The organism is Gluconacetobacter liquefaciens (assembly GCF_003350405.1).
Lineage (GTDB): Bacteria > Pseudomonadota > Alphaproteobacteria > Acetobacterales > Acetobacteraceae > Gluconacetobacter > Gluconacetobacter liquefaciens.
Genome location: NZ_QQAW01000012.1, coordinates 34,245 through 54,724, shown reverse-complemented (window position 1 = coordinate 54,724; position 20,480 = coordinate 34,245). Strand labels below are relative to the sequence as shown.

General features: G+C 63.9%; 14 protein-coding genes and 3 pseudogenes. 15 read left to right on the top strand and 2 right to left on the bottom strand.

What is annotated here, in order from left to right:
- Window positions 1–60 precede the first annotated feature (60 nt).
- On the top strand, window positions 61–411 hold the full coding sequence (locus C7453_RS16235) for a VOC family protein (protein WP_114728917.1): 351 nt from the start codon (window positions 61–63) through the stop codon (window positions 409–411).
- Between the two features lie 141 nt (window positions 412–552).
- On the opposite strand, the gene C7453_RS16230 is transcribed toward C7453_RS16235, so the two are convergent.
- Entirely contained in the window at window positions 553–1,383 is an 831-nt protein-coding gene (locus tag C7453_RS16230) for an IclR family transcriptional regulator domain-containing protein (protein ID WP_170143258.1), read from the bottom strand.
- 259 nt (window positions 1,384–1,642) lie between these two features.
- On the opposite strand from C7453_RS16230, the gene gcl reads away from it, so the two are divergent.
- From gcl to C7453_RS16180, 11 genes and pseudogenes are all read left to right on the top strand, one after another.
- Window positions 1,643–3,457: a glyoxylate carboligase gene (gcl, locus tag C7453_RS16225; RefSeq protein ID WP_220791284.1), complete on the top strand. Its 1,815-nt coding sequence runs from the start codon at window positions 1,643–1,645 to the stop codon at window positions 3,455–3,457.
- 66 nt (window positions 3,458–3,523) lie between these two features.
- Complete coding sequence (gene hyi, locus C7453_RS16220; RefSeq protein ID WP_114728911.1) at window positions 3,524–4,336, top strand: hydroxypyruvate isomerase; 813 nt, start codon at window positions 3,524–3,526, stop codon at window positions 4,334–4,336.
- Window positions 4,337–4,352: 16 nt separating this feature from the next.
- Window positions 4,353–5,252, top strand: a complete 900-nt coding sequence (glxR, locus tag C7453_RS16215) for a 2-hydroxy-3-oxopropionate reductase (protein WP_114728909.1) — start codon at window positions 4,353–4,355, stop codon at window positions 5,250–5,252.
- A gap of 231 nt (window positions 5,253–5,483) precedes the next feature.
- Window positions 5,484–7,106 (top strand): L-lactate permease, encoded by a 1,623-nt coding sequence (locus tag C7453_RS16210; protein ID WP_114728907.1) that lies wholly within the window; start codon window positions 5,484–5,486, stop codon window positions 7,104–7,106.
- Window positions 7,103–8,593, top strand: a complete 1,491-nt coding sequence (locus tag C7453_RS16205; RefSeq protein WP_114728905.1) for an FAD-linked oxidase C-terminal domain-containing protein — start codon at window positions 7,103–7,105, stop codon at window positions 8,591–8,593. The genes C7453_RS16210 and C7453_RS16205 overlap by 4 nt, the downstream gene beginning before the upstream one ends.
- Window positions 8,594–8,605: 12 nt before the next feature.
- Window positions 8,606–9,826: a glycolate oxidase subunit GlcE gene (gene glcE / locus C7453_RS16200; protein WP_245949104.1), complete on the top strand. Its 1,221-nt coding sequence runs from the start codon at window positions 8,606–8,608 to the stop codon at window positions 9,824–9,826.
- 5 nt (window positions 9,827–9,831) lie between these two features.
- Window positions 9,832–10,044, top strand: a pseudogene (locus tag C7453_RS19860) (4Fe-4S dicluster domain-containing protein); the annotation flags it as partial.
- A 415-nt stretch (window positions 10,045–10,459) separates the two neighbouring features.
- Window positions 10,460–11,128: a heterodisulfide reductase-related iron-sulfur binding cluster gene (locus tag C7453_RS19855; protein ID WP_456303634.1), complete on the top strand. Its 669-nt coding sequence runs from the start codon at window positions 10,460–10,462 to the stop codon at window positions 11,126–11,128.
- Between the two features lie 323 nt (window positions 11,129–11,451).
- Window positions 11,452–12,575 (top strand): IS3 family transposase gene (locus tag C7453_RS16190; protein WP_371858497.1). Its coding sequence is split into 2 segments (ribosomal slippage): window positions 11,452–11,716 and window positions 11,716–12,575, totalling 1,125 coding nucleotides; the frame shifts between segments, so codons are not numbered across the junction.
- A gap of 1,025 nt (window positions 12,576–13,600) precedes the next feature.
- Window positions 13,601–14,461: a glucose 1-dehydrogenase gene (locus tag C7453_RS16185; protein ID WP_114728899.1), complete on the top strand. Its 861-nt coding sequence runs from the start codon at window positions 13,601–13,603 to the stop codon at window positions 14,459–14,461.
- Window positions 14,454–15,723, top strand: a pseudogene (locus C7453_RS16180) (D-mannose isomerase). The gene C7453_RS16185 and the pseudogene C7453_RS16180 overlap by 8 nt, the downstream one beginning before the upstream one ends.
- 37 nt (window positions 15,724–15,760) lie before the next feature.
- Here the strand turns inward: C7453_RS16180 and C7453_RS16175 are convergent.
- Window positions 15,761–16,978: an NADP-dependent isocitrate dehydrogenase gene (locus C7453_RS16175; protein WP_114728858.1), complete on the bottom strand. Its 1,218-nt coding sequence runs from the start codon at window positions 16,976–16,978 to the stop codon at window positions 15,761–15,763.
- A 264-nt stretch (window positions 16,979–17,242) separates the two neighbouring features.
- Between C7453_RS16175 and C7453_RS18745 the strand changes: the two genes are divergently transcribed.
- From C7453_RS18745 to C7453_RS16165, 3 genes and pseudogenes are all read left to right on the top strand, one after another.
- Window positions 17,243–17,491, top strand: a complete 249-nt coding sequence (locus C7453_RS18745; protein WP_141289014.1) for a hypothetical protein — start codon at window positions 17,243–17,245, stop codon at window positions 17,489–17,491.
- 37 nt (window positions 17,492–17,528) lie between these two features.
- A pseudogene (locus C7453_RS16170) lies at window positions 17,529–18,514 on the top strand (zinc-dependent alcohol dehydrogenase family protein).
- A 154-nt stretch (window positions 18,515–18,668) separates the two neighbouring features.
- Window positions 18,669–20,438, top strand: a complete 1,770-nt coding sequence (locus C7453_RS16165) for a DEAD/DEAH box helicase (RefSeq protein ID WP_114728856.1) — start codon at window positions 18,669–18,671, stop codon at window positions 20,436–20,438.
- Window positions 20,439–20,480: the final 42 nt, after the last annotated feature.

Genomic DNA, 20,480 nt, shown 5'->3' with positions numbered 1-20,480 from the left:
CGGAAACTGTCACAGGCGCCTGATAGGCAACAGCCGTTCCAACAATCGGGAGACCGGCTCATGTTTCGCTCAGCGTCCACCATTCTCTACGTTGATGACCCCACGACCAGTGCGCGCTTCTATCATGCACTGCTCGGGGTCGCACCGGTCCGGCAATCCCCCGGCTTCGTCCTCTTCCCGCTGCCCGGCGGGGCCAATCTGGGGCTTTGGCAACGGGATGCCGTCACACCGCCGGGCCGGGATGGTGAAATCACCCTCACGACAGATGATCCCGATACGCTCCATGCACTCTGGGCCGAACGCGGATACAGGATCATCCAGCCCCCGACGGATATGGGCTTCGGGCGCAATGTCCTGATCACAGACCCGGACGGCCATCGGCTCCGCGCCTTCCGACCGTCCGGACAGTAAGCAGGGTCTGGAAGGAGGGTCTGGCAGGTTCGACCGCGAAATACCCTGCCCCACCGCCCAACTTTACAAAGGCTGTTTCGGCAGCATGATGCACGTCATGAGGGGAGCAGGCTGCCACGCCCCCCCATGACGCACGACAGTTCAGCGCAATGTCGCTCCCATGTCCGCCGAGATGGCCCGCGCGGCATCAAGCACAAGCCCACCAAGCGGTGCGATCCTTTCCTCGACGATGCGGGCCATGGGTCCGGAGGCGGAAACGGCGGCGACGACATCGCCTGTTTCGTCAAAAATCGGCGCGGCAATGCACCGCAGACCTACCGCATGCTCTTCGTCGTCGACGGCATACCCCACGGCCCGCACGCGTTCGAGTTCCTCGCGCAAAGGGAGAGGCGCTGTGATCGTCTTGACGGTCAGGCGCGGCATCCCGTGCTGATGCAGAATTCTGGACAAGGACTTGTCGGACGTTGCCGAGAGTATAGCCTTTCCCACGCCCGAGCAGTGCAACGGTACCCGGGTTCCCGGCCGCGCGAAAACCCGCATCATCTGGCTGCATTCGATCTGCGCCAGATAAACCGCCTGCCCCTCGTCCACGATGGCGAGATTAACGGTTTCACCTCCCTCCTCCATCAGATGGCGCATATGCGGCCTGGCCACCGCGACCAGGCTGCGCGTTTTCGTGAAGGTACACCCCGTTACGAACGCCTGGACACCAACCGTCCACAGACGCTGCTCATGATTGAAACGCACATACCGTTCCTGCTCCAGCGTGGTCAGCAAACGATGCGCGGTCGAAGTAGGTAGCCCAACCTGCTGTGCGAGATCGGTAAGGGAAGCACCATCGGGCGCTTCCGCGATCCGGTTCAGCAGCCCCAACGCACGAATCAGCGATTGAACCTGATCGCCGTTCCCGCGTGAGGCCACGGCGTTCCGGCCCGGTTGGGCAGCCCGCTTCCTGACTGTGCGTTGCGGCATGACGTCCTCCCCGTCCGACATAATCGGTACCGTTCAACATCCTGAAATGATTGATACGCGAGCCTTCTATCCCACGATATGGAAAAAATTCCATTTCCCTACCAAAAGAGCCTTATTTTACCTTATCGGAATCATGTAACATATTATATTAAAACGATTATTTTCTTATTTCCCGCACTACGGAAATCATCCCACAAAAAAATCCTGCCTGTCATAGTGCGTTCAACAACGAAACGCCGGGGAGAGTAACGTGCCCAAGATGACCGCAGTCGACGCCGCTGTCCTCGTTCTGGAACGGGAAGGTATTTCAACCGCCTTTGGCGTGCCCGGTGCCGCGATCAACCCATTCTATGCCGCGTTGCGCAGGCGCGGCACGATCCGTCATATTCTGGCACGCCATGTCGAGGGCGCCTCGCACATGGCGGATGGCTACACCCGCGCCAGGCCCGGCAATATCGGCGTCTGTATCGGCACGTCGGGCCCCGCCGGCACCGACATGATCACGGGGATTTACGCCGCGGCCGCCGATTCCGTACCCATTTTGTGCGTCACGGGCCAGGCCCCCCGCGCGAGGCTCTACAAGGAAGATTTCCAGGCGATCGACATCGAATCCATCGCGAAGCCGGTCGCAAAATGGGCGGTCTGCGTGCGCGAGCCGGCGCTGGTCCCGATGGTCTTCCAACAGGCTTTTCATGTGATGCGCTCGGGTCGTCCCGGCCCGGTTCTGATCGACCTGCCCATCGACGTTCAGATGGCCGAAATCGAGTTCGATATCGAGACCTACCAGCCGCTGCCGATCTACAAACCCGCCGCGTCACGGCAGCAGGCCCGGCGCGCCATCGAGATGCTCAACGCATCGCAGCGGCCGCTGATCGTCGCCGGCGGCGGCATCATCAGCGCCGACGCCAGCGATCTTCTCGTCACCTTCGCCGAACTCACCGGCGTACCGGTCATCCCGACCCTGATGGGTTGGGGAGCGATCCCCGACGACCACGCGCTGATGGCCGGCATGGTCGGCCTGCAGACCAGCCACCGCTACGGTAACGCCACCTTCCTGAAATCAGATTTCGTGCTCGGCATCGGCAACCGGTGGGCCAATCGCCATACCGGCTCCGTCGAGGTCTATACGAAAGGCCGGACCTTCGTGCATGTCGACATCGAGCCGACGCAGATCGGCCGGGTGTTCGGGCCGGATTTCGGCATTGTCTCCGACGCCCGCGCCGCACTGGAACTGTTCATCGAGGTCGCCCGCGAGATGCAGGCGGATGGTTCGCTCAGGGACCGCTCCGTCTGGGCCGGACAATGCCTGCACCGCAAGAACAGCATGCTCCGCCAGAGCCATTTCGATCAGGTGCCGCTGAAACCCCAGCGGGTCTACCAGGAAATGAACGACATCCTGGACCGCGATACCTGCTACGTCACGACCATCGGCCTGTCCCAGATCGCCGGCGCGCAATTCCTGCACGTCTACAATCCGCGCAACTGGATTAATTCCGGCCAGGCCGGGCCGCTGGGCTGGACCCTGCCCGCCGCGCTCGGCGTCCGCGCCGCCGACCCCGACAAGAAGATCGTGGCGCTCTCCGGCGACTACGATTTCCAGTTCATGATCGAGGAACTGGCGGTAGGGGCACAGCACAAGCTGCCCTTCCTGCATATTGTCGTGAACAATTCCTATCTCGGCCTGATCCGGCAGGCCCAGCGGGCCTTCCAGATGGATTTCGAAGTCAGCCTCGCCTTCGAAAACATCAACGCCAAGCCGGATGGCGACGCCGTACCCGGCTACGGCGTAGACCATGTGGCCGTTGCCGAAGGACTCGGCTGCAAAGGCCTCCGCGTCAAATCCGCAAATGAATTCAAGGCGGCTTTCGCCAGAGCCCACGAACTGATGGCCGAACATCAGGTTCCTGTCGTGCTTGAATTCATCCTGGAGCGCGTCACCAACATCGCCATGGGCACCGAGATCGACAGCGTCAACGAGTTCGAGGAAATCCTCTGCCTCGACCCCGACCTCTCAATCCGGGAAAGCGAAGATATGCGCGACGTCGCGGAGCCCTTGCCCTCGAACGTGCGTTAGGTCGCTGACAGCCGGCCTCCGCGCACCTGCCGAACAATAACGATTCTCGTGAACAGGGAGGGTCTTATGCCCAAATTCGCCGCCAACCTCACCATGTTGTTTACCGAACTGCCCTTCCTCGAACGCTTCGCCGCCGCCAGGGTGGCGGGCTTCGAAGCCGTCGAATTCCTGTTCCCCTATGATTTCGACAAACAGGAGCTCGCCGCCCTGCTGAAACGGCATCGGCTGAGCCTTGTCCTGCATAACCTGCCGGCGGGCGACTGGGGCGCCGGCGAGCGCGGCATCGCCTGCCACCCCGACCGGACAGCCGACTTCCGGGCGGGCGTCGATCGTACCATCGACTATGCAACGGCACTGTCCTGCCCACAGGTGAATTGCCTCGCCGGGATCCTGCCCAAAGGCGTCCCGGCGGAAGTCGCCCGCGCAACGCTGATCGACAATCTGCGCTATGCGGCAGAGAGGCTTGAGGCCGCCAGCATTGGCCTGCTGCTTGAACCGGTCAACAGCCGGGACATTCCAGGCTTTTTTGTTGACCGCACGGCGCCCGCGCTGGAGATCATCGCGGCTGTCGGCTCGGCAAACCTCAAGCTGCAATACGATATTTATCACGCACAGGTGATGGAGGGCGATCTCGCCCGCACGATCGAGACCCATTTCGCCCGCATCGGCCATATCCAGCTCGCCGACAACCCTGGCCGCCACGAACCGGGCACGGGCGAAATCAATTACAGCTTCCTGTTCCAGCACATCGACAGGCTCGGCTACGCCGGCTGGATCGGCTGCGAATACAAGCCACTGACCACGACGGCGGCCGGGCTGGACTGGCTCCAGCCCTACGCGCCGCCCCCCGCGGCCTCGTCACTTGCGCAAGTCTCCTGAAAATCGGGAAAAGATCATGAGCAGAATCGGATTCATCGGACTGGGCATCATGGGCCGTCCCATGGCCGGCCATCTTCTCACCGCAGGCCATACCCTTTTTATTCGAAACACCGGAACCCCGCCGCAGGAACTGCTCGACAAGGGCGCCCACGCCTGTCGCAGCGGGCGCGAGGTCGCCCGCCAGGCCGACATCATCATCACCATGGTCCCCGATACGCCCGATGTGGAAGAGGTTCTTTTCGGCCCCGATGGCGTCGCCGAAGGGCTCACACCCGGCAAGATCGTGGTGGACATGAGCAGCATCTCGCCGATCGCGACGAAGGCGTTCGCCCGGCGCATCAACGAACTTGGCTGCGATTATCTCGATGCCCCGGTCTCGGGCGGCGACGTCGGAGCGAAAGCCGCGAGCCTCACCATCATGGTGGGTGGCCCGGATGCCGCATTCGAAACAGTGAAGCCGATTTTCGAACACATGGGAAAGAACATCACCCTGGTCGGTGGAAACGGTGACGGCCAGACCACCAAAGTCGCCAACCAGATCATCGTCGCCCTGACCATCGAAGCGGTGGGCGAGGCGCTCCTGTTCGCCTCCAAGGCCGGCGCCGACCCGGCGCGCGTCCGCCAGGCGCTGATGGGCGGCTTCGCCAGTTCCCGTATCCTGGACGTGCATGGCGAACGCATGGTGAAGCGCAATTTCGCGCCCGGCTTCCGCATCGCGCTGCACCAGAAGGATCTCAATCTCGCCTTGCAGGGCGCCCGCAGCCTCGGCGTCAGTCTGCCCAATACGGCAACCTGCCAGGAACTTTTCAATGCGGCGGTTGCGGCGGGCGGCGAAGCCTGGGACCATTCCGGCATGGTTCGCGTGCTGGAACGCCTTGCCTGCCACGAGATCGGCGAGAAAGCTGCGGGGGCATAAGGCCCGGCGGACGCAACGGCGTTCGTCCATGGTCGCAGCCTGGAACAACCTGTCCGGCCGATAAAGGCGGCCACATCGAAGACCTGGCACGCGTGGGCGAGGTCGTCACCATCACCGCATCAACACCATTCGACATCATCGGTACCAAAAATCTCTTGAAACAAGAACGCGACCGCGGGTGAGGCGAAGCCTCCCTGACGGGAAAAGAAATGTTCAAAGGGAGAGATATCCGTGTTCCAGCAACTTCTGGCGCCTGTCGGCGGCAGCCTGGGCCTATCCTTCATCGTCGCGGTCCTACCGGTTCTCGCAGTCCTGACCCTTCTCGGCATATTGCGCCGGCCCGCCTGGGAGGCCGCGCTTGCAGGGCTCGTCATCGGCCTGATCGCGGCAATCGCGGTCTGGCGCATGCCCGCGGGACTTGCCGTCGATGCCGTGCTCAATGGCGCCGTCTTCGCCTTGTGGCCAGTGATGTGGATCGTGCTCAGCGCGCTCCTTCTCTACAACATCGCAGTCAGGTCAGGCCGCTTCGATGCGTTCCGCACCTGGCTGCTCACCAACCTTCCCAATGACCGGCGCGTCGTGCTCGTCGTCATCGGCTTCTGCTTCGGTGCCCTTCTCGAAGGGGTCTCCGGTTTTGGCACGCCAGTGGCGATCACAAGCTCGCTCCTGATCCTTGTCGGTTTCCCCGCGCTCGAAGCGCTGGTGTTCGTGCTCATCTTCAACACCGCGCCCGTCGCCTTTGGCGCACTCGGCGTGCCCGTGACCGTACTCGGAGCCGTTACGGGGCTCCCCGCTCATACGCTCGCGGCAATGATCGGGCGACAATTGCCGTTTATCGCCATTGCCCTGCCCTTTTATGTAATGGCCCTCTATGGCGGCAGGCGTTCCCTGCGGGCGCTCTGGCCGCTTCTTCTCGTCGCGGGAGGCAGCTTCGCCCTTTCGCAGTTCGTGTCGTCGAATTATCTCGACTACGCCCTGACCGACGTGCTCTCCGCGCTCGGCTCGCTCGGCGCCACCCTGATATTTCTCAGGACATGGCGTCCGGCACCAGACCCGGAATTCGCCATCGACGCATCGATCCTGAATTTGCAGGCACCAACCCGCACCGTCGCGTCCTGGCAGGGATGGCTGCCCTGGCTGATCGTCTCCGCCGTCGTGATCCTCTGGACACATTTCGGCGTTTTCCTCGTCGGCCAGCAGAAGATCCATTGGCCGGGCCTCGACAATGCGATCGCGATCACGCTCTACGACAACAGGCCCTACGCCGCCGTCTGGGTATTCCAGCCACTGGCGACCGGTACCGCAATCCTGATCTCCGCCATCATCACCGCCCTGGTCGTCAGACTGTCGTTGGCCGATTTCATCGCCTGCATCGGCCAGACCCTGCGTCAGGCGTGGCTCGCCGTCATTACCGTGATGCTGATCATCGGCCTGGCCTATCTGATGAACTATTCCGGGATGGCCTACACACTCGGCAAGGCGGTGGCCTCCACCGGCCATCTGTTCGTCTTTCTCTCACCCTTCCTGGGCTGGGTCGCCGTCCTGCTTTCAGGCAGCGACACGTCCGGCAACGCGCTATTCGGCAATCTGCAGGTCGTCGCTGCCCGGCAGCTCCATTTCGATCCGGTCCTGTTCGCCGCGACCAATTCCTCGGGCGGCGTCATGGGCAAGATGGTCTCGCCGCAGAACATAGCGACCGGCGTCGCGGTCACCAGGCTGAAGGGGCAGGAAGGTGTCGTTTTCGCCCGCACCTTCTGGCATAGCATCGTCGTGACGCTGGCACTCAGCCTCATCGTCGCGGCACAGCAGTTCCTGGTTCCCTGGATCATTCCAACCCTGGGAGGCGGCCAATGATCAGGATGCCCGCTCCCGACGAAGCCGTGCTTGCCCGTCGTTCCGAAATCGTCGATGCGCTCCGGCGCATCGTGCCCGGCGAAGGTGTCATCGACAGCGAGCCCGAACGTCGCGCCTTCGAATGCGATGGCCTCACCGCCTACCGCCAGCTTCCGATGGTGGTGGTCCTGCCGGAGACGACGGCACAGGTCTCCGAAATTCTGCGCTACTGCCATGCCAATCGGATCAAGGTCGTGCCGCGGGGCGCCGGCACCTCCCTGTCCGGGGGCGCTCTGCCATTACAGGACGGCATTCTACTCGGCCTTGGCAAGTTCAAGCGCATTCTCGACATAGATGTCGAAAACCGCTGCATCGTGGTGCAGCCGGGCGTGACCAATCTCGGCATTTCCCAGGCCGTGCAGGCACAGGGTCTCTATTACGCCCCCGATCCCTCAAGCCAGATCGCCTGCACGATCGGCGGGAACGTCGCGGAGAATTCCGGCGGCGTGCATTGCCTGAAATACGGCCTGACCACCAACAACGTCATCGGTGTCGAACTGGTGATGATGGACGGCGAGATCATTCGCCTCGGCGGCAAGCATTTCGATGCATCCGGCTATGACCTGCTCGGCGTCCTGGTCGGGTCGGAAGGCATGCTCGGCGTCGTGACCGAGGTCACGGTGCGCATCCTGCCGAAGCCTCCGGGCGCCCGCGCCCTGATGATCGGTTTCGCAACCATCGAGGGCGTTGGTCATTGCGTCGCGGAGGTGATCGCCACCGGCATCATTCCCGGCGGCATGGAGATGATGGACCACCTCGCGATCGAGGCGGCCGAAGCCTTCGTCCATGCGGGTTATCCACTCGATGCGGCGGCATTGCTCATCATCGAACTCGACGGTTGCGCGGCCGAAATCGACCATCTCATCGCCGCGGTCGAGGCAATTGCCGGCAGGCACGGCGCGACGAGCTGCCGCGCCAGCCAGTCCGAGGAGGAACGGCTGCTGTTCTGGGCCGGCAGGAAGGCGGCGTTTCCCGCCGTCGGCCGGCTTTCGCCCGATTACTATTGCATGGACGGGACGATCCCACGCCGGCAGATCGGCACCGTGCTGCAACGCATGGAAGAGATGGAGGCGAAATATAAACTGCGCGTCGCCAACGTCTTTCATGCCGGCGACGGCAATCTGCATCCGCTCATCCTCTATGACGCCAATCGGCCGGGCGAATTGCAGCGCGCCGAGGATTTCGGCAACGACATCCTTCGGCTCTGTGTCGAGGTCGGGGGCGTTCTGACCGGAGAACACGGGGTCGGCGTCGAGAAACGCGACCTGATGGGCACGATGTTCAACGACAGCGACCTCGCTCAGCAAACCCGGCTGAAATGCGCTTTCGATTCCGAAAGCCTGCTCAATCCCGGCAAGGTCTTTCCTCAGCTTTGCCGCTGCGCGGAGCTTGGCCGCGTCCATGTGCATGCCGGGAATCTGCGCTTTCCCGACCTGCCACGCTTCTGAGAAGGGATGACCATGATCGTCCTTCGACCATCGAACGACGCCGAGGCGCAAGACATGATTGGCTGGGCGATGGCGGAAAACCATCCGCTCGAAATCGTCGCCGGCGGCAGCAAGCGTGCACTCGGGCGGCCGCCACGGACCGACCATCAACTCGACGTCTCCAGGCTCAGCGGCATCGTCGATTACGAACCGGCGGAACTCGTCATGACCGCCAGGGCCGGCACCCCGATGGCGGACATCCAGCGCCAGTTGGCGGACCAGCAGCAGATGCTGGCATTCGAGCCACCCGACTGGCGCAAACTGCTCGCAAGCAATGCCGAACCGACGCTGGGCGGCGTGCTGGCCTGCAATCTCTCCGGCCCGCGACGCCTGCGCGCCGGGGCGGCGCGCGATTTCTTCCTCGGTTTCGCCGCCATCAACGGGCGGGGGGATGCCTGGAAAGCAGGCGGGAAAGTCGTCAAGAACGTCACCGGTTACGATATGTGCAAGTTGCAGGCCGGCGCTTTCGGCACGCTCTCGCTGCTGACCGAGGTCACACTGAAGGTCATGCCGAAACCCGAGACCTCCTGTACCCTGCTTCTCCACGGGCTCGCCGACGACGTCGCGATCCCGACCATGCTGCGGGCTCTCAACACACCTCACGAGGTTTCGGGCGCGGCGCACCTGCCCAGCCCGGCCGCCCGCCGCTCCGGCGTCGATGCGGTGGCGAACGGCCTCGGCGGCGTGACCGCGCTGCGCCTTGAGGGGCCCGCGCCCTCGGTGATCTACCGCGCCGCCGAACTTGAGAAGCTGCTTGGCCATGGCGACCGTCTCGACGCAGCCGCGAGCGAACGACTTTGGACGGAGATCGCCTCCGTAGAGTCCCTGGTCGCGGGGCGGGAGCGCTATTTATGGCGGCTCTGTCCTACGCCCGCCAGGGCGAGTGCCGTCGTACAGGCGATACGTGCCCGACTGGTTTCCGCCGACACGCTGTTCGACTGGGGCGGCGGACTTGTCTGGCTGAACCTCGATGCGGAGGACGCCGGCCCCGATGGCGGCGCGGCAATCATTCGCGCCGCGATGGGCCAGGTCGGCGGTCACGCCATGCTCGTGGTCGCGCCGGAGGCGCTGCGTGCCGCGACACCCGTCTTCGAACCAGCCAGCGCGACGATGGATGCGCTTCAGTGCCGCATCAAGCAGGGCTTCGACCCCGGCGGCATCCTCAACCCGGGTCGCATGTGGGAGGGTCGATAAACACCATGCAGACGAATTTTTCCCCGGCTCAACTCGCAGATTCGGATATCCGGGAATCCGAGAGGATTGTGCGTTCATGCGTCCATTGCGGCTTCTGTACGGCGACCTGCCCCACCTACACATTGCTGGGCGACGAGCTCGACAGCCCGCGCGGACGCATCTACCTGATCAAGGACATGCTCGAAAATGACCGGCCGGCCACCACGGAGGTGGTCAAGCATGTCGACCGCTGCCTCTCCTGCCTCGCCTGCATGACGACCTGCCCCTCGGGGGTCAACTACATGCACCTCGTCGATCATGCGCGGAGCCATATCGAAAAAACATATCGCCGGCCGTGGATGGACCGTACGCTACGCCGGCTTCTCGGCGTGGTCCTGCCCCGGCCCGGTCTTTTCCGCCTCGCGCTGCGCGCCGCGAAGCTCGCCAGGCCGTTCGCGCATGTCCTGCCTGCCCGGCTGGCGGCAAGCCTGCGCCTGGCGCCCTCCCGGGTGCCTCCGCCATCGCCCGTCGACCGGCCGCAGTCATTCCCGACGGAAGCACCACGGGTCCGGCGGGTGGCCCTTCTCAACGGCTGCGCCCAGCAGGTGGTCGCCCCACAGATCAACGAGGCGACGATCCGCCTGCTGACGCGCCATGGCTGCGAGGTCGTCGTGGCCAGGGGGGGCCGGCTGCTGCGGCGCCCTCACCCACCATCTCGGCCAGGACGGTCACGCCTTCGCACGCGCCAACATCCTGGCCTGGACCAGGGAGATCGAGGCGGACGGCCTCGATGCGATCGTCATCAACGCTTCAGGTTGCGGCACGACCGTCAAGGATTACGGCTTCATGTTTCGGGAAGACGCGGAACTCGCCGAGCCCGCACGACGCATTTCGGCGCTGGCACGCGACATGACCGAGATCATGAGCGAAATCGGCCTGCTGCCCCCCGTCCAGCCCATGAAGCACCGGGTCGCCTACCACAGCGCCTGCTCGCTGCAACACGGTCAGCGGATCATCCAGCAGCCGAAACGGCTGTTGCAGGAGGCCGGCTTCGATGTCGTCGAGCCCCCCGAAACCCATCTCTGCTGCGGTTCGGCAGGAACATATAATCTGTTGCAACCAGACATCGCGACCCGCCTGCGCGATCGCAAGGTCGCCAATATCGAGAGCACCGCGCCGGATTTCATCGCAGCTGGCAATATTGGCTGCATAACGCAGATCGCCAGCGGAACGGACCTGCCGGTCGTCCATACCGTCGAACTCCTCGATTGGGCGACAGGGGGACCAAAGCCACCAGCATTGACCCCATCACCAGCAGGATGACCCGACCGTCATCCGAGGATCACCGGCCGGGACGCGACCAACCATCTGACCGACGAAAACCCGCCCGTCATCCCCCTGCATTCATTGCGTGATGCGCTCTCCGCTACCCAACAGGATCGGTCGGTCCCGGCGGACGATGGCGATCAGCGTCTGGTTCGTCTTCTCCGGGAGCCGATAAGCGCGGTAGTCGCACACCGTTGCCGGGGACTGTCCAATGACAGTCCCCGCCTCTGGACTATGCGCGATTGATCTGCCTCTGTGAAACTGGTCCGGTTTGAGTGTTAGTTTTTTTGGCGGATTTTCCTGATGAAGGGGTTCACGGAATGAAGACGAAGCGGTTCAGCGTGGAGCAGATTGTAGCCTGTCTGAAGCAGGCGGAACTGGGGCTGCCGGTGGCGGATCTGATCCGTCAGATCGGGATATCGGAGCAGACGTTCTACCGCTGGAAGAAGCAGTATGCGGGCATGGAGTCCGATCAGGTGCGGGAACTGAAGCAGGTGGTCGAGGAGAATGCGCGGCTCAAGAAACTGGTGGCGGAGCTGAGCCTGGACAAGGCGGTGTTGCAGGACGTCCTGTCAAAAAAATTCCCCGGCCGGCGCTCATGAAAGAGGTTGTGGCTTACGTGGTGACCCGCCACGGCTACAGCCAGCGTCGCGCCTGTGGCGTCGTGCGTCAGCATCGTTCGACGCAGCGTCTGGTCGGGCGTCGCGATCCGCGCACGGCCGAGCGCCAGAGGATGCGCGAGATAGCGGCGGCGCGGGTGCGCTACGGGTATCGGCGGATCCATGTCCTGTTGCGTCGCGAAGGATGGGCCGTGGGCAAGAATCTGGTCTACCGGCTGTATGGCGAGGAGGGACTGACCCTGCGGCGCGGCCGACCGAAACGGCGCAAGATGGCTCTGCACCGCGAGGCGCGCTGCACGCCGACCCGAGCGCATGAGGCGTGGAGCCTGGATTTCGTGCATGACCAGTTGAGCGACGGACAGAAATTCCGCGCCTTGACCGTGATCGACATCTACAGCCGCGAGGCGCTGGCGATCGAAGTCGGGCGGCGGCTGCGTGGCGAGGACGTCGTCGCCGTCCTGAACCGTCTGGTCTACAGACATGGAGCCCCACGCTGCCTGTTTGCGGACAATGGCGGCGAATTCACCGGGCGTCTGGTCGATCTGTGGGCGTATCATCACTCCGTTCGCATGGATTTTTCCCGTCCCGGAAAACCAACCGACAACGCCTATATCGAGACGTTCAACGGCACGCTCAGGGATGAATGCCTGAACCTGCACTGGTTCGGCTCGATCGCCGAGGCGCAGCGCCAGATCGAGGCATGGCGTCGGGACTATAATGAGAGCCGTCCTCACTCGGCTCTCGACCACATGCCGCCGGCGGAATATGCTGCCAGGGCAAAGATCTTGCTGGCCCCCATGGGGGCCAGCAAGACGGAAAACTAACTCTCGACCCGGACCACACAAGCCAGGCGCTTCAAAGCTACGATGCACTAACAATCAAACCGGACCACTCGGTGGGGGCCAATCAGATCTGCGCATTATGACAAAACATCGCGCGTACAATCTTACAGAATATCCTTTTCTTATATTCGTTATTCACGATAGCTCTCTGCACTTCCTGGCAGGATTCGGTCGACGATCACGCGCCCGATAGGCGCCAATTGAAGATATTGTCCCAATACATGTCGACATAACGATCTATCGCACTCTTGAGTTCCTCGGACTTTAATGTGACGTATTTATTATATTCTTTATCGATAAATGAATCGTGCAACTGATGAATTTTGGCATGACTTTTTCCCCGAAAAAGAAAGATGCACATCCACAGAATAAATATCCTCTTACTAAAAGAAAATTTTTACAAGATTCTTCCGGAAATTCAAAAGCATTATCACTTCCAATTCCATTGATATCATGTTCACCTTCATCCAAACTGAAGCAGGATACCTCGAAACAATTGCGATCATAACGTCTCACCATCAGGATCAGTGCTGACCTGTAACACAGACGTTCGTGGCGTATCATTCGAACATGGATCTGATACATTTATCGATCAATTCAGGATCGTACCCTTGCATGCCGCCCCGCCATCCGCCACGCGCCACCAATTCGCGCATGGCGATCAATCGCCCTTGAGCATAGACCCGATTATCTCGGGGCCTTCTGCTGAACCACCAACCGAAGACGCACCAAGCAGGGCATCGTCCCATGCTGCCTTCCACGCCGTCGCCACACCTTCACAATCCGCACATATGAAAAAAAGTCCGGTGCTGCGTGATCAATAAGCGGGAAGCATCCTCTTTTCATTTTCAAAAAAATCCTCGAACGTTCAAAAATTAAGAAAAAATCAAAAATTCTAAACAAGAGTTTAGGCAACGCATCCTGCCCCGAGCGTGTTTGCAACCGGAGGCGGCGGTTGCCAGAGGCCGTTACCTGCCAGTCCATGATTTTCCGCAGGAGACACCCTCATGACTCAAACCATTCCCCCCCAGAGCCAGGACCATCAGCCCGGCGTCGAGCGTCAGATGAAGCCGCAGGCGGAACATATCCGCGCCGATTATCGCGGCAGCGGCAAATTGCAGGGGCGCCACGCCCTGATCACGGGCGGCGACAGCGGCATCGGCCGCGCGGCAGCCCTGCATTTCGCACGCGAAGGTGCGGATGTCGCGATCCTCTATCTGGAAGAAACCGAAGACGCCCAGGAAACCATCCGCCTCATCGAAGCCGAAGGCGTAAAGGCCCTGGCGATCGAAGGCGACGTGTCGGACAGCTCCGTCTGCAACGATGCCGTCGCCCGCACGGTCGACACATTCGGCGGCCTGGATATCATAGTGAACAATGCCGGCGTGCAATATGTCAGCGAAGATTTGACCGACATTAGCGACGAGACGTGGCAGCGCCACATGAACGTCAACATCAACGGATATTTCTACATCACGCGCGCGGCCCTGCCCCATCTCGGCAAAGGCAGCGCCATCATCAACACGTCGTCGATCAATGCGTTCGCCGGCAACAAATCCCTGGTCGCCTACACCACGACCAAAGCAGCCGAAATGGGCTTCACCCGCGCCCTGGCCCTGCAACTCGCCGACAAGGGCATCCGGGTCAACGCCGTGGCTCCCGGCCCGGTCTGGACGCCGCTGCAACCCGCAAGCTGGGGCCCGATCGACCCGCAGGAAGTGGCCGACCTGGGCAAGGACACACCGCTGGGCCGGATCGGCCAGCCGAGCGAACTCGGCCCGGCCTATGTCTATCTGGCGTCGCAGGATGCGTCCTACGTCACAGGCCAGACCGTCCACGTCAATGGCGGCATGATCATCAATGGCTGAGCCACTTCCCTCACTGATGCTGCCGGCCTCAAGTTGGCTGCGCGCCTCCACGCATCGCCGCTGGCTCGATCTTCAGGGCCAGCGACTGCTGGATTTCTCCAAACCCTCGCGGGTCGATGCAGGCTTCGCCCCCCCTGGACAATGACGGCCGCCTGGTGCCGGGCAAAGCCGCCGACACGATCCTGACCGCGCGGATGACGCACGTGTACGCGGTTGCCGCCGGGCGCGGCCTGCCGGGCTGCGCCCCCCTGGCGGCGCATGGCGTCGCCAGCCTGCTCGGCCCGCTGCGCGACCAGACACATGGCGGCTGGTTCGAAGGTGCCGAACAGGGCGGAAAAAGACCGGGCAACGGCCGCAAGCAGGCCTACCTGCATGCCTTCGTGGCGCTCGCCGCCTCCTCGGCCGTGGTGCAGCGCATCCCCGGCGCGGACGACCTGCTGGACGACGCGCTGGCAGTCTGGGACCGGCATTTCTGGAGCGAGGAAGAAGGCGTCTTTCGCGAAAGCTTCGCGGCGGACTGGACGGATGAGGAAGCCTATCGCGGCGCCAACGCGAACATGCATTCGGTGGAAGCCTGCATGGCGGTCGCCGACGTCACCGGCAGGCCGCTCTGGCGCCACCGCGCCCTCAGGGTCGCCGAACGCTTCATCCACACCTTCGCCCGCAACGCGGATTACGCCGTGCCGGAACATTTCGATCTCGACTGGACGATCCTGAAGGATTTCCACGAGGACAAGCCAACCGACGATCTGCGCCCCTACGGCATGACACCGGGGCATTTCGTCGAATGGTCGCACCTGATGCTCAAGCTGGAAGCTGCCCTGCTGCGCGAGGACGGCACCGCGCCATCATGGCTGCTGGAAGACGCGATCGGCCTGTTCCATCGTGGCATCAAGGCAGGCTGGGCACGCGACGGCGCACCGGGCCTGCTCTATACGGTCGACTGGTCCGGGGAACCGGTCGTGCATAACCGCCCCCACTGGTGCCAGGCCGAGGCACTGACGGCCGCCGCCGCGCTGCTGAAACGCACGGGCCACGCCGAATATGAACGATGGTACCAGACGATCTGGGATTATATCGACCTGCACATGATCGACCGCAGACAGGGCGGCTGGCTCCAGGAACTGGACCGGAACAACCACCCCTCAGGCGTGGTCTATGAAGGCAAGGCCGATCTCTACCACGCCTGGCAGGCAACGCTGACGCCGCTCCTGCCCTTGGCACCGAGTTTCGCGACAGCAATCGCCATACTCGACCAGTAAAAGGCGGCCGGGCCATCAGGCCCGGCCGTCCTGTGCGTCAGGCAGCGATCGCCTTGCGCAGGTTGGTGTCCAGCACCGCCAGGAAGTCCTGGGTCGTCAGCCACTTCGCATCCGGCCCAATCAGCAGGGCCAGGTCCTTGGTCATCTGGCCCGCCTCGACCGTCTCGACGCAGACGCGCTCCAGCGTCTCGGCGAAATGGGTCACGTCGGGCGTGTCGTCGAACCGGCCGCGATAGGCCAGGCCGCGCGTCCAGGCGAAGATCGAGGCGATCGGGTTCGTGCTGGTCGGCCGGCCCTTCTGGTGCTCGCGGTAATGGCGCGTCACGGTGCCGTGCGCGGCCTCGGATTCCACCACGTCGCCGGTCGGGTTCAACAGGACCGAGGTCATCAGGCCCAGGCTGCCGAAGCCCTGCGCCACGATGTCGCTCTCCACGTCGCCGTCATAGTTCTTGCACGCCCACACATAGCCGCCGCTCCATTTCAGGGCGGAGGCCACCATGTCGTCGATCAGGCGATGCTCGTAGGTCAGGCCCAGCTTCTCGAAATCGGCCTTGAACTCGGCGTCGTAGACTTCCTGGAACACGTCCTTGAACATGCCGTCATAGGCCTTCAGGATCGTGTTCTTGGTCGAGAGATAGACCGGCAGCTTGCGGTCGCGGCCATAGGTCAGCGACGCGCGGGCAAAACCTTCGATCGAAGCACGGGTATTGTGCATGCCAAGCGCCACGCCGGGGCCCTTGAAATCATGCACGTCGAGCGTGACGGGCGCGCTGCCGTCGGCGGGCGTGTAGGTCAGCGTCACCTTGCCGGCACCGGGGATCTTGGTCTCGGCGGCGCGATAGATGTCGCCATAGGCATGGCGGCCGATCACGATCGGCTGCGTCCAGTGCGGCACCAGGCGCGGCACGTTCGAGCAGATGATCGGCTCGCGGAAGATCGTACCGTCGAGGATGTTGCGGATCGTGCCGTTGGGCGAGCGCCACATCTTCTTCAGCCCGAACTCGGTCACGCGGGCTTCGTCGGGGGTGATCGTCGCGCATTTCACGCCGACCCGGTATTTCTTGATCGCCTCGGCGGCCTCGACGGTCACCTTGTCGTCGGTGGCGTCGCGATGCTCGATCCCCAGATCGTAATATTTCAGGTCGATATCGAGGTACGGGAGAATGAGCTTCTCCTTGATGAAGCTCCAGATGATCCGCGTCATCTCATCGCCGTCGAGTTCGACGACCGGTTCCTTCACCTTGATCTTGGCCATACGGCATGTCCTCTTGGTTCTGCTTGCCTACGGGGGCGAAACGCTTCATGGGGGCCGGAGGAACCTGACGGTCCCCGGCCTGCCCCCGCCCCGTCCTGGCCGCGCGATGCGCCAGCCGCGAAATCCGGGCTCAATGTCATACCGGCCTGCAAGGAGACTGCCTAGCAGTCCTCGCAACTCTGTTATGACGATTGCGACATTCTACTTGCGAATGATTATCATTTGAATATAATAGGCAGCACACCTTGCCCGATGGAGTCCCGGATGCAGCGTCACCTCTCGACCGGTTCCACCCTGATCTCCGCCCTGCTGGCCCATGATCGGAACGGCCACTCCTCATCTCCCCGCCGCAACCGCGCGGGCAACCCGCCCGACCACACCGTCCCCGGCCGCCTGCCCTCCCCGTCACCCCGGCCGCACCCCGCGCGCACCCCCCTGGGATCACGATCGGGTCATCCCCTCGGCGCGCTGATCCAGATCATAGCGCAGGGCCATGCCGACATGATGGAGTAAGCAGGCAATCCCGACCAATGCGCCGGAGGCCCCGACCATGCATGCGATGAGACTGGATGCCCCACACGCCGAACTCCAGTGGGTGGAACTGCCGGACCGCCAGCCCGGCCCCGGCGAAATCCGGGTAAGGGTCTGCGCCTGCGGCGTCTGCCGCACCGATCTGCATGTCGTGGACGGCGACCTGCCCTTCCCCGGCCATCCCGTCATCCGGGCCACGAGATCGTGGGCCGGATCGACGCACTGGGCGAGGGGGTGCAGGGCCTGCATCTGGGGCAGCGGGTCGGCATCCCCTGGCTGGGCCATACCTGCGGCACCTGCCGCTACTGCCACACCGGCCACGAAAATCTATGCGACCACCCGCTCTTCACCGGCTACACCCGCGACGGCGGCTATGCCACGGCCGCCATCGCCGACGCCCGATACGCGTTCCCGCTGGGCGAGGAAGGCGACGATATCGATCTGGCCCCCCTGCTCTGCGCGGGCCTGATCGGCTGGCGATCGCTGGTCATGGCGGGCGAGGACGCCCGGACGGTGGGCCTCTACGGCTTCGGCGCCGCAGCCCATATCATCGCCCAGGTCGCAATCTGGCAGGGGCGTCAGGTATACGGCTTAACCCGCCCGGGCGACCGCAAGACGCAGGATTTCGCGCGCGACCTCGGCGCGGTCTGGGCCGGCGGATCGGACGAGGCGCCGCCCGAACCGCTGGACGCCGCCATCATCTTCGCGCCGGTGGGCGCGCTGGTCCCCGCCGCCCTGCGCGCGGTGCGCAAGGGCGGCCGCGTGGTCTGCGCCGGCATCCACATGAGCGAAATCCCGGCCTTTTCCTACGATCTGCTCTGGGAGGAGCGGCAACTGGTCTCGGTCGCCAACCTGACGCGACAGGACGGGATCGATTTCCTGTCCCTGGCCCCGAAGATCGGCATCCGCACCAGCACGACGCGCTATCCCCTTCGCGACGCCAACCGCGCGCTGGACGATCTGCGCGCCGGACGGTTCGAAGGCGCGGCGGTCCTGGTGCCCTGACTCTGGCGGCGGAAGCCCAGCCCTGCGCGGCGATCGTGCTTTCGCACTGGTATTTTCGGCGGCTATTCTTTATGGAGCGCGATCCCGCCACCGTGCCCTCTCCTGTCTCGCGCCACGTCGCGACGTGGCCTCTTCTGTCCGGATGATCCGCCCCATGCCTTTTCCCGAAACCCATCCCGCCCTTCGGCGCGCTCTCGACACGCGCGGCTATGACGAGCCCACGCCGGTCCAGCAGGCCGTGCTGGATGTCGCGGCGGACGGCAAGGATCTGCTGGTGTCGGCCCAGACCGGATCGGGCAAGACGGTCGCCTTCGGGCTGGCCATGGCCGACACGCTGCTGGGCGGGGCGGAACGGTTCGGACCGGCCGGCGCGCCCCTGGCCGTCATCGTCGCCCCCACGCGCGAGTTGGCCATGCAGGTGCAGCGCGAACTGACGTGGCTGTACGCACCGGCAGGCGGGCGCATCGTCTCGTGCATCGGCGGCATGGACGCGCGGCGCGAGGCCCGGGCACTGGAACTCGGCGCCCATATCGTCGTCGGCACGCCGGGCCGCCTGTGCGACCACCAACGCCGCGGCCGTCTGGTCCTGTCCGACCTGCGCGTCGTGGTGCTGGACGAAGCCGACGAAATGCTCGATCTCGGTTTCCGCGAGGAACTGGAGCAGTTGCTGGACGCGATGCCCGCCACGCGCCGCACGCTGCTGTTCTCGGCCACCATCGCCAAGGAAATCGCCTCGCTGGCACGACGCTACCAGCGCGACGCGCTGCGCATCGACACGCTGTCGGGCGCCCGCCAACACGCCGACATCACCTATCGCGCCGTGCTGACCGACCCGCGCGAGATCATCCCGGCGGTGGTCAACATCCTGCGCTATACCGACAGCCCCACCTCCATGGTGTTCTGCGCCACCCGCGAACTGGTGCGCCACATGCAGGGCGCGCTGCTGGAACGCGGCTTCGCCTCGGTCGCCCTGTCGGGCGAACTGGGCCAGAACGAGCGCACCCGCGCCATCGACAGCCTGCGCACCGGCCAGGCCAGCGTCTGCGTCGCGACCGATGTTGCGGCACGCGGCATCGACATCCCGGCACTCGCCCTGGTGGTGCATGCCAGCCTGCCGACCGACAGCGCCACCCTGCTGCATCGTTCGGGCCGCACCGGCCGCGCCGGCCGCAAGGGTGTCTGCGCCCTGGTGGTACCGGTTTCGATGCGCCGTCGCGCCGAACGCCTGCTGGCCATGGCCAAGGTCACGGCGGAATGGACCCCCGTTCCCACCGCCGACGCCATCCGCGCTCAGGATTTCGAACGGCTGCTGACCGACCAGAGCCTGACCGAAGCCACCGCCCCCGGTGACGAGGAGCAGGTCGCGCGTCTGGCCGCCGACCGCACCCCCGAACAGTTGGCAACGGCCCTGCTGCAGATGTACCGCGCCCGCCTGCCGGACCCGGAGGACATCCGCCCCCTGCGTGTCGATGCCCCCCGCCCGGCGCGTGATGGCGAACCCGCAGCCCGCCGCGAGCGCCCGGCTCGCGACGAGCAGGACCCGCGCGGCGACGGCGTATGGTTCTCCATGAGTGTCGGCCGCCAGGACAAGGCCGACCCGAAATGGCTGGTGCCGCTGATCTGCCGCCTGGGCGGCGTGCGCAAAAACGAGATCGGCTCGATCCGCATCGCCGGTGACCATACGCTGTTCGAAATCGCCACGGCATCGGCCGAGCGCTTCAGCGCCTGCGTCGCCGCCACGGATTCCGATGAGGTCCAGATCAGCGCGGCACAGGCTCCGGCCGGTGGCGGCGGCGGAGGTCGAGGCGGTGATCGCGGCCCCGGTGGCGCCCCGCGCGGACGTGGTCCCCGTAGTGCTCCCCCGTCGGGCGCTCCCCGCCGTCGCCCGGCGGCAGGGCCGTCATCGCGCAAGCGCGGCGCTTAAAGCCGCCAGGAACCGTCAACTGCCCGGATATGGGGATCCGGG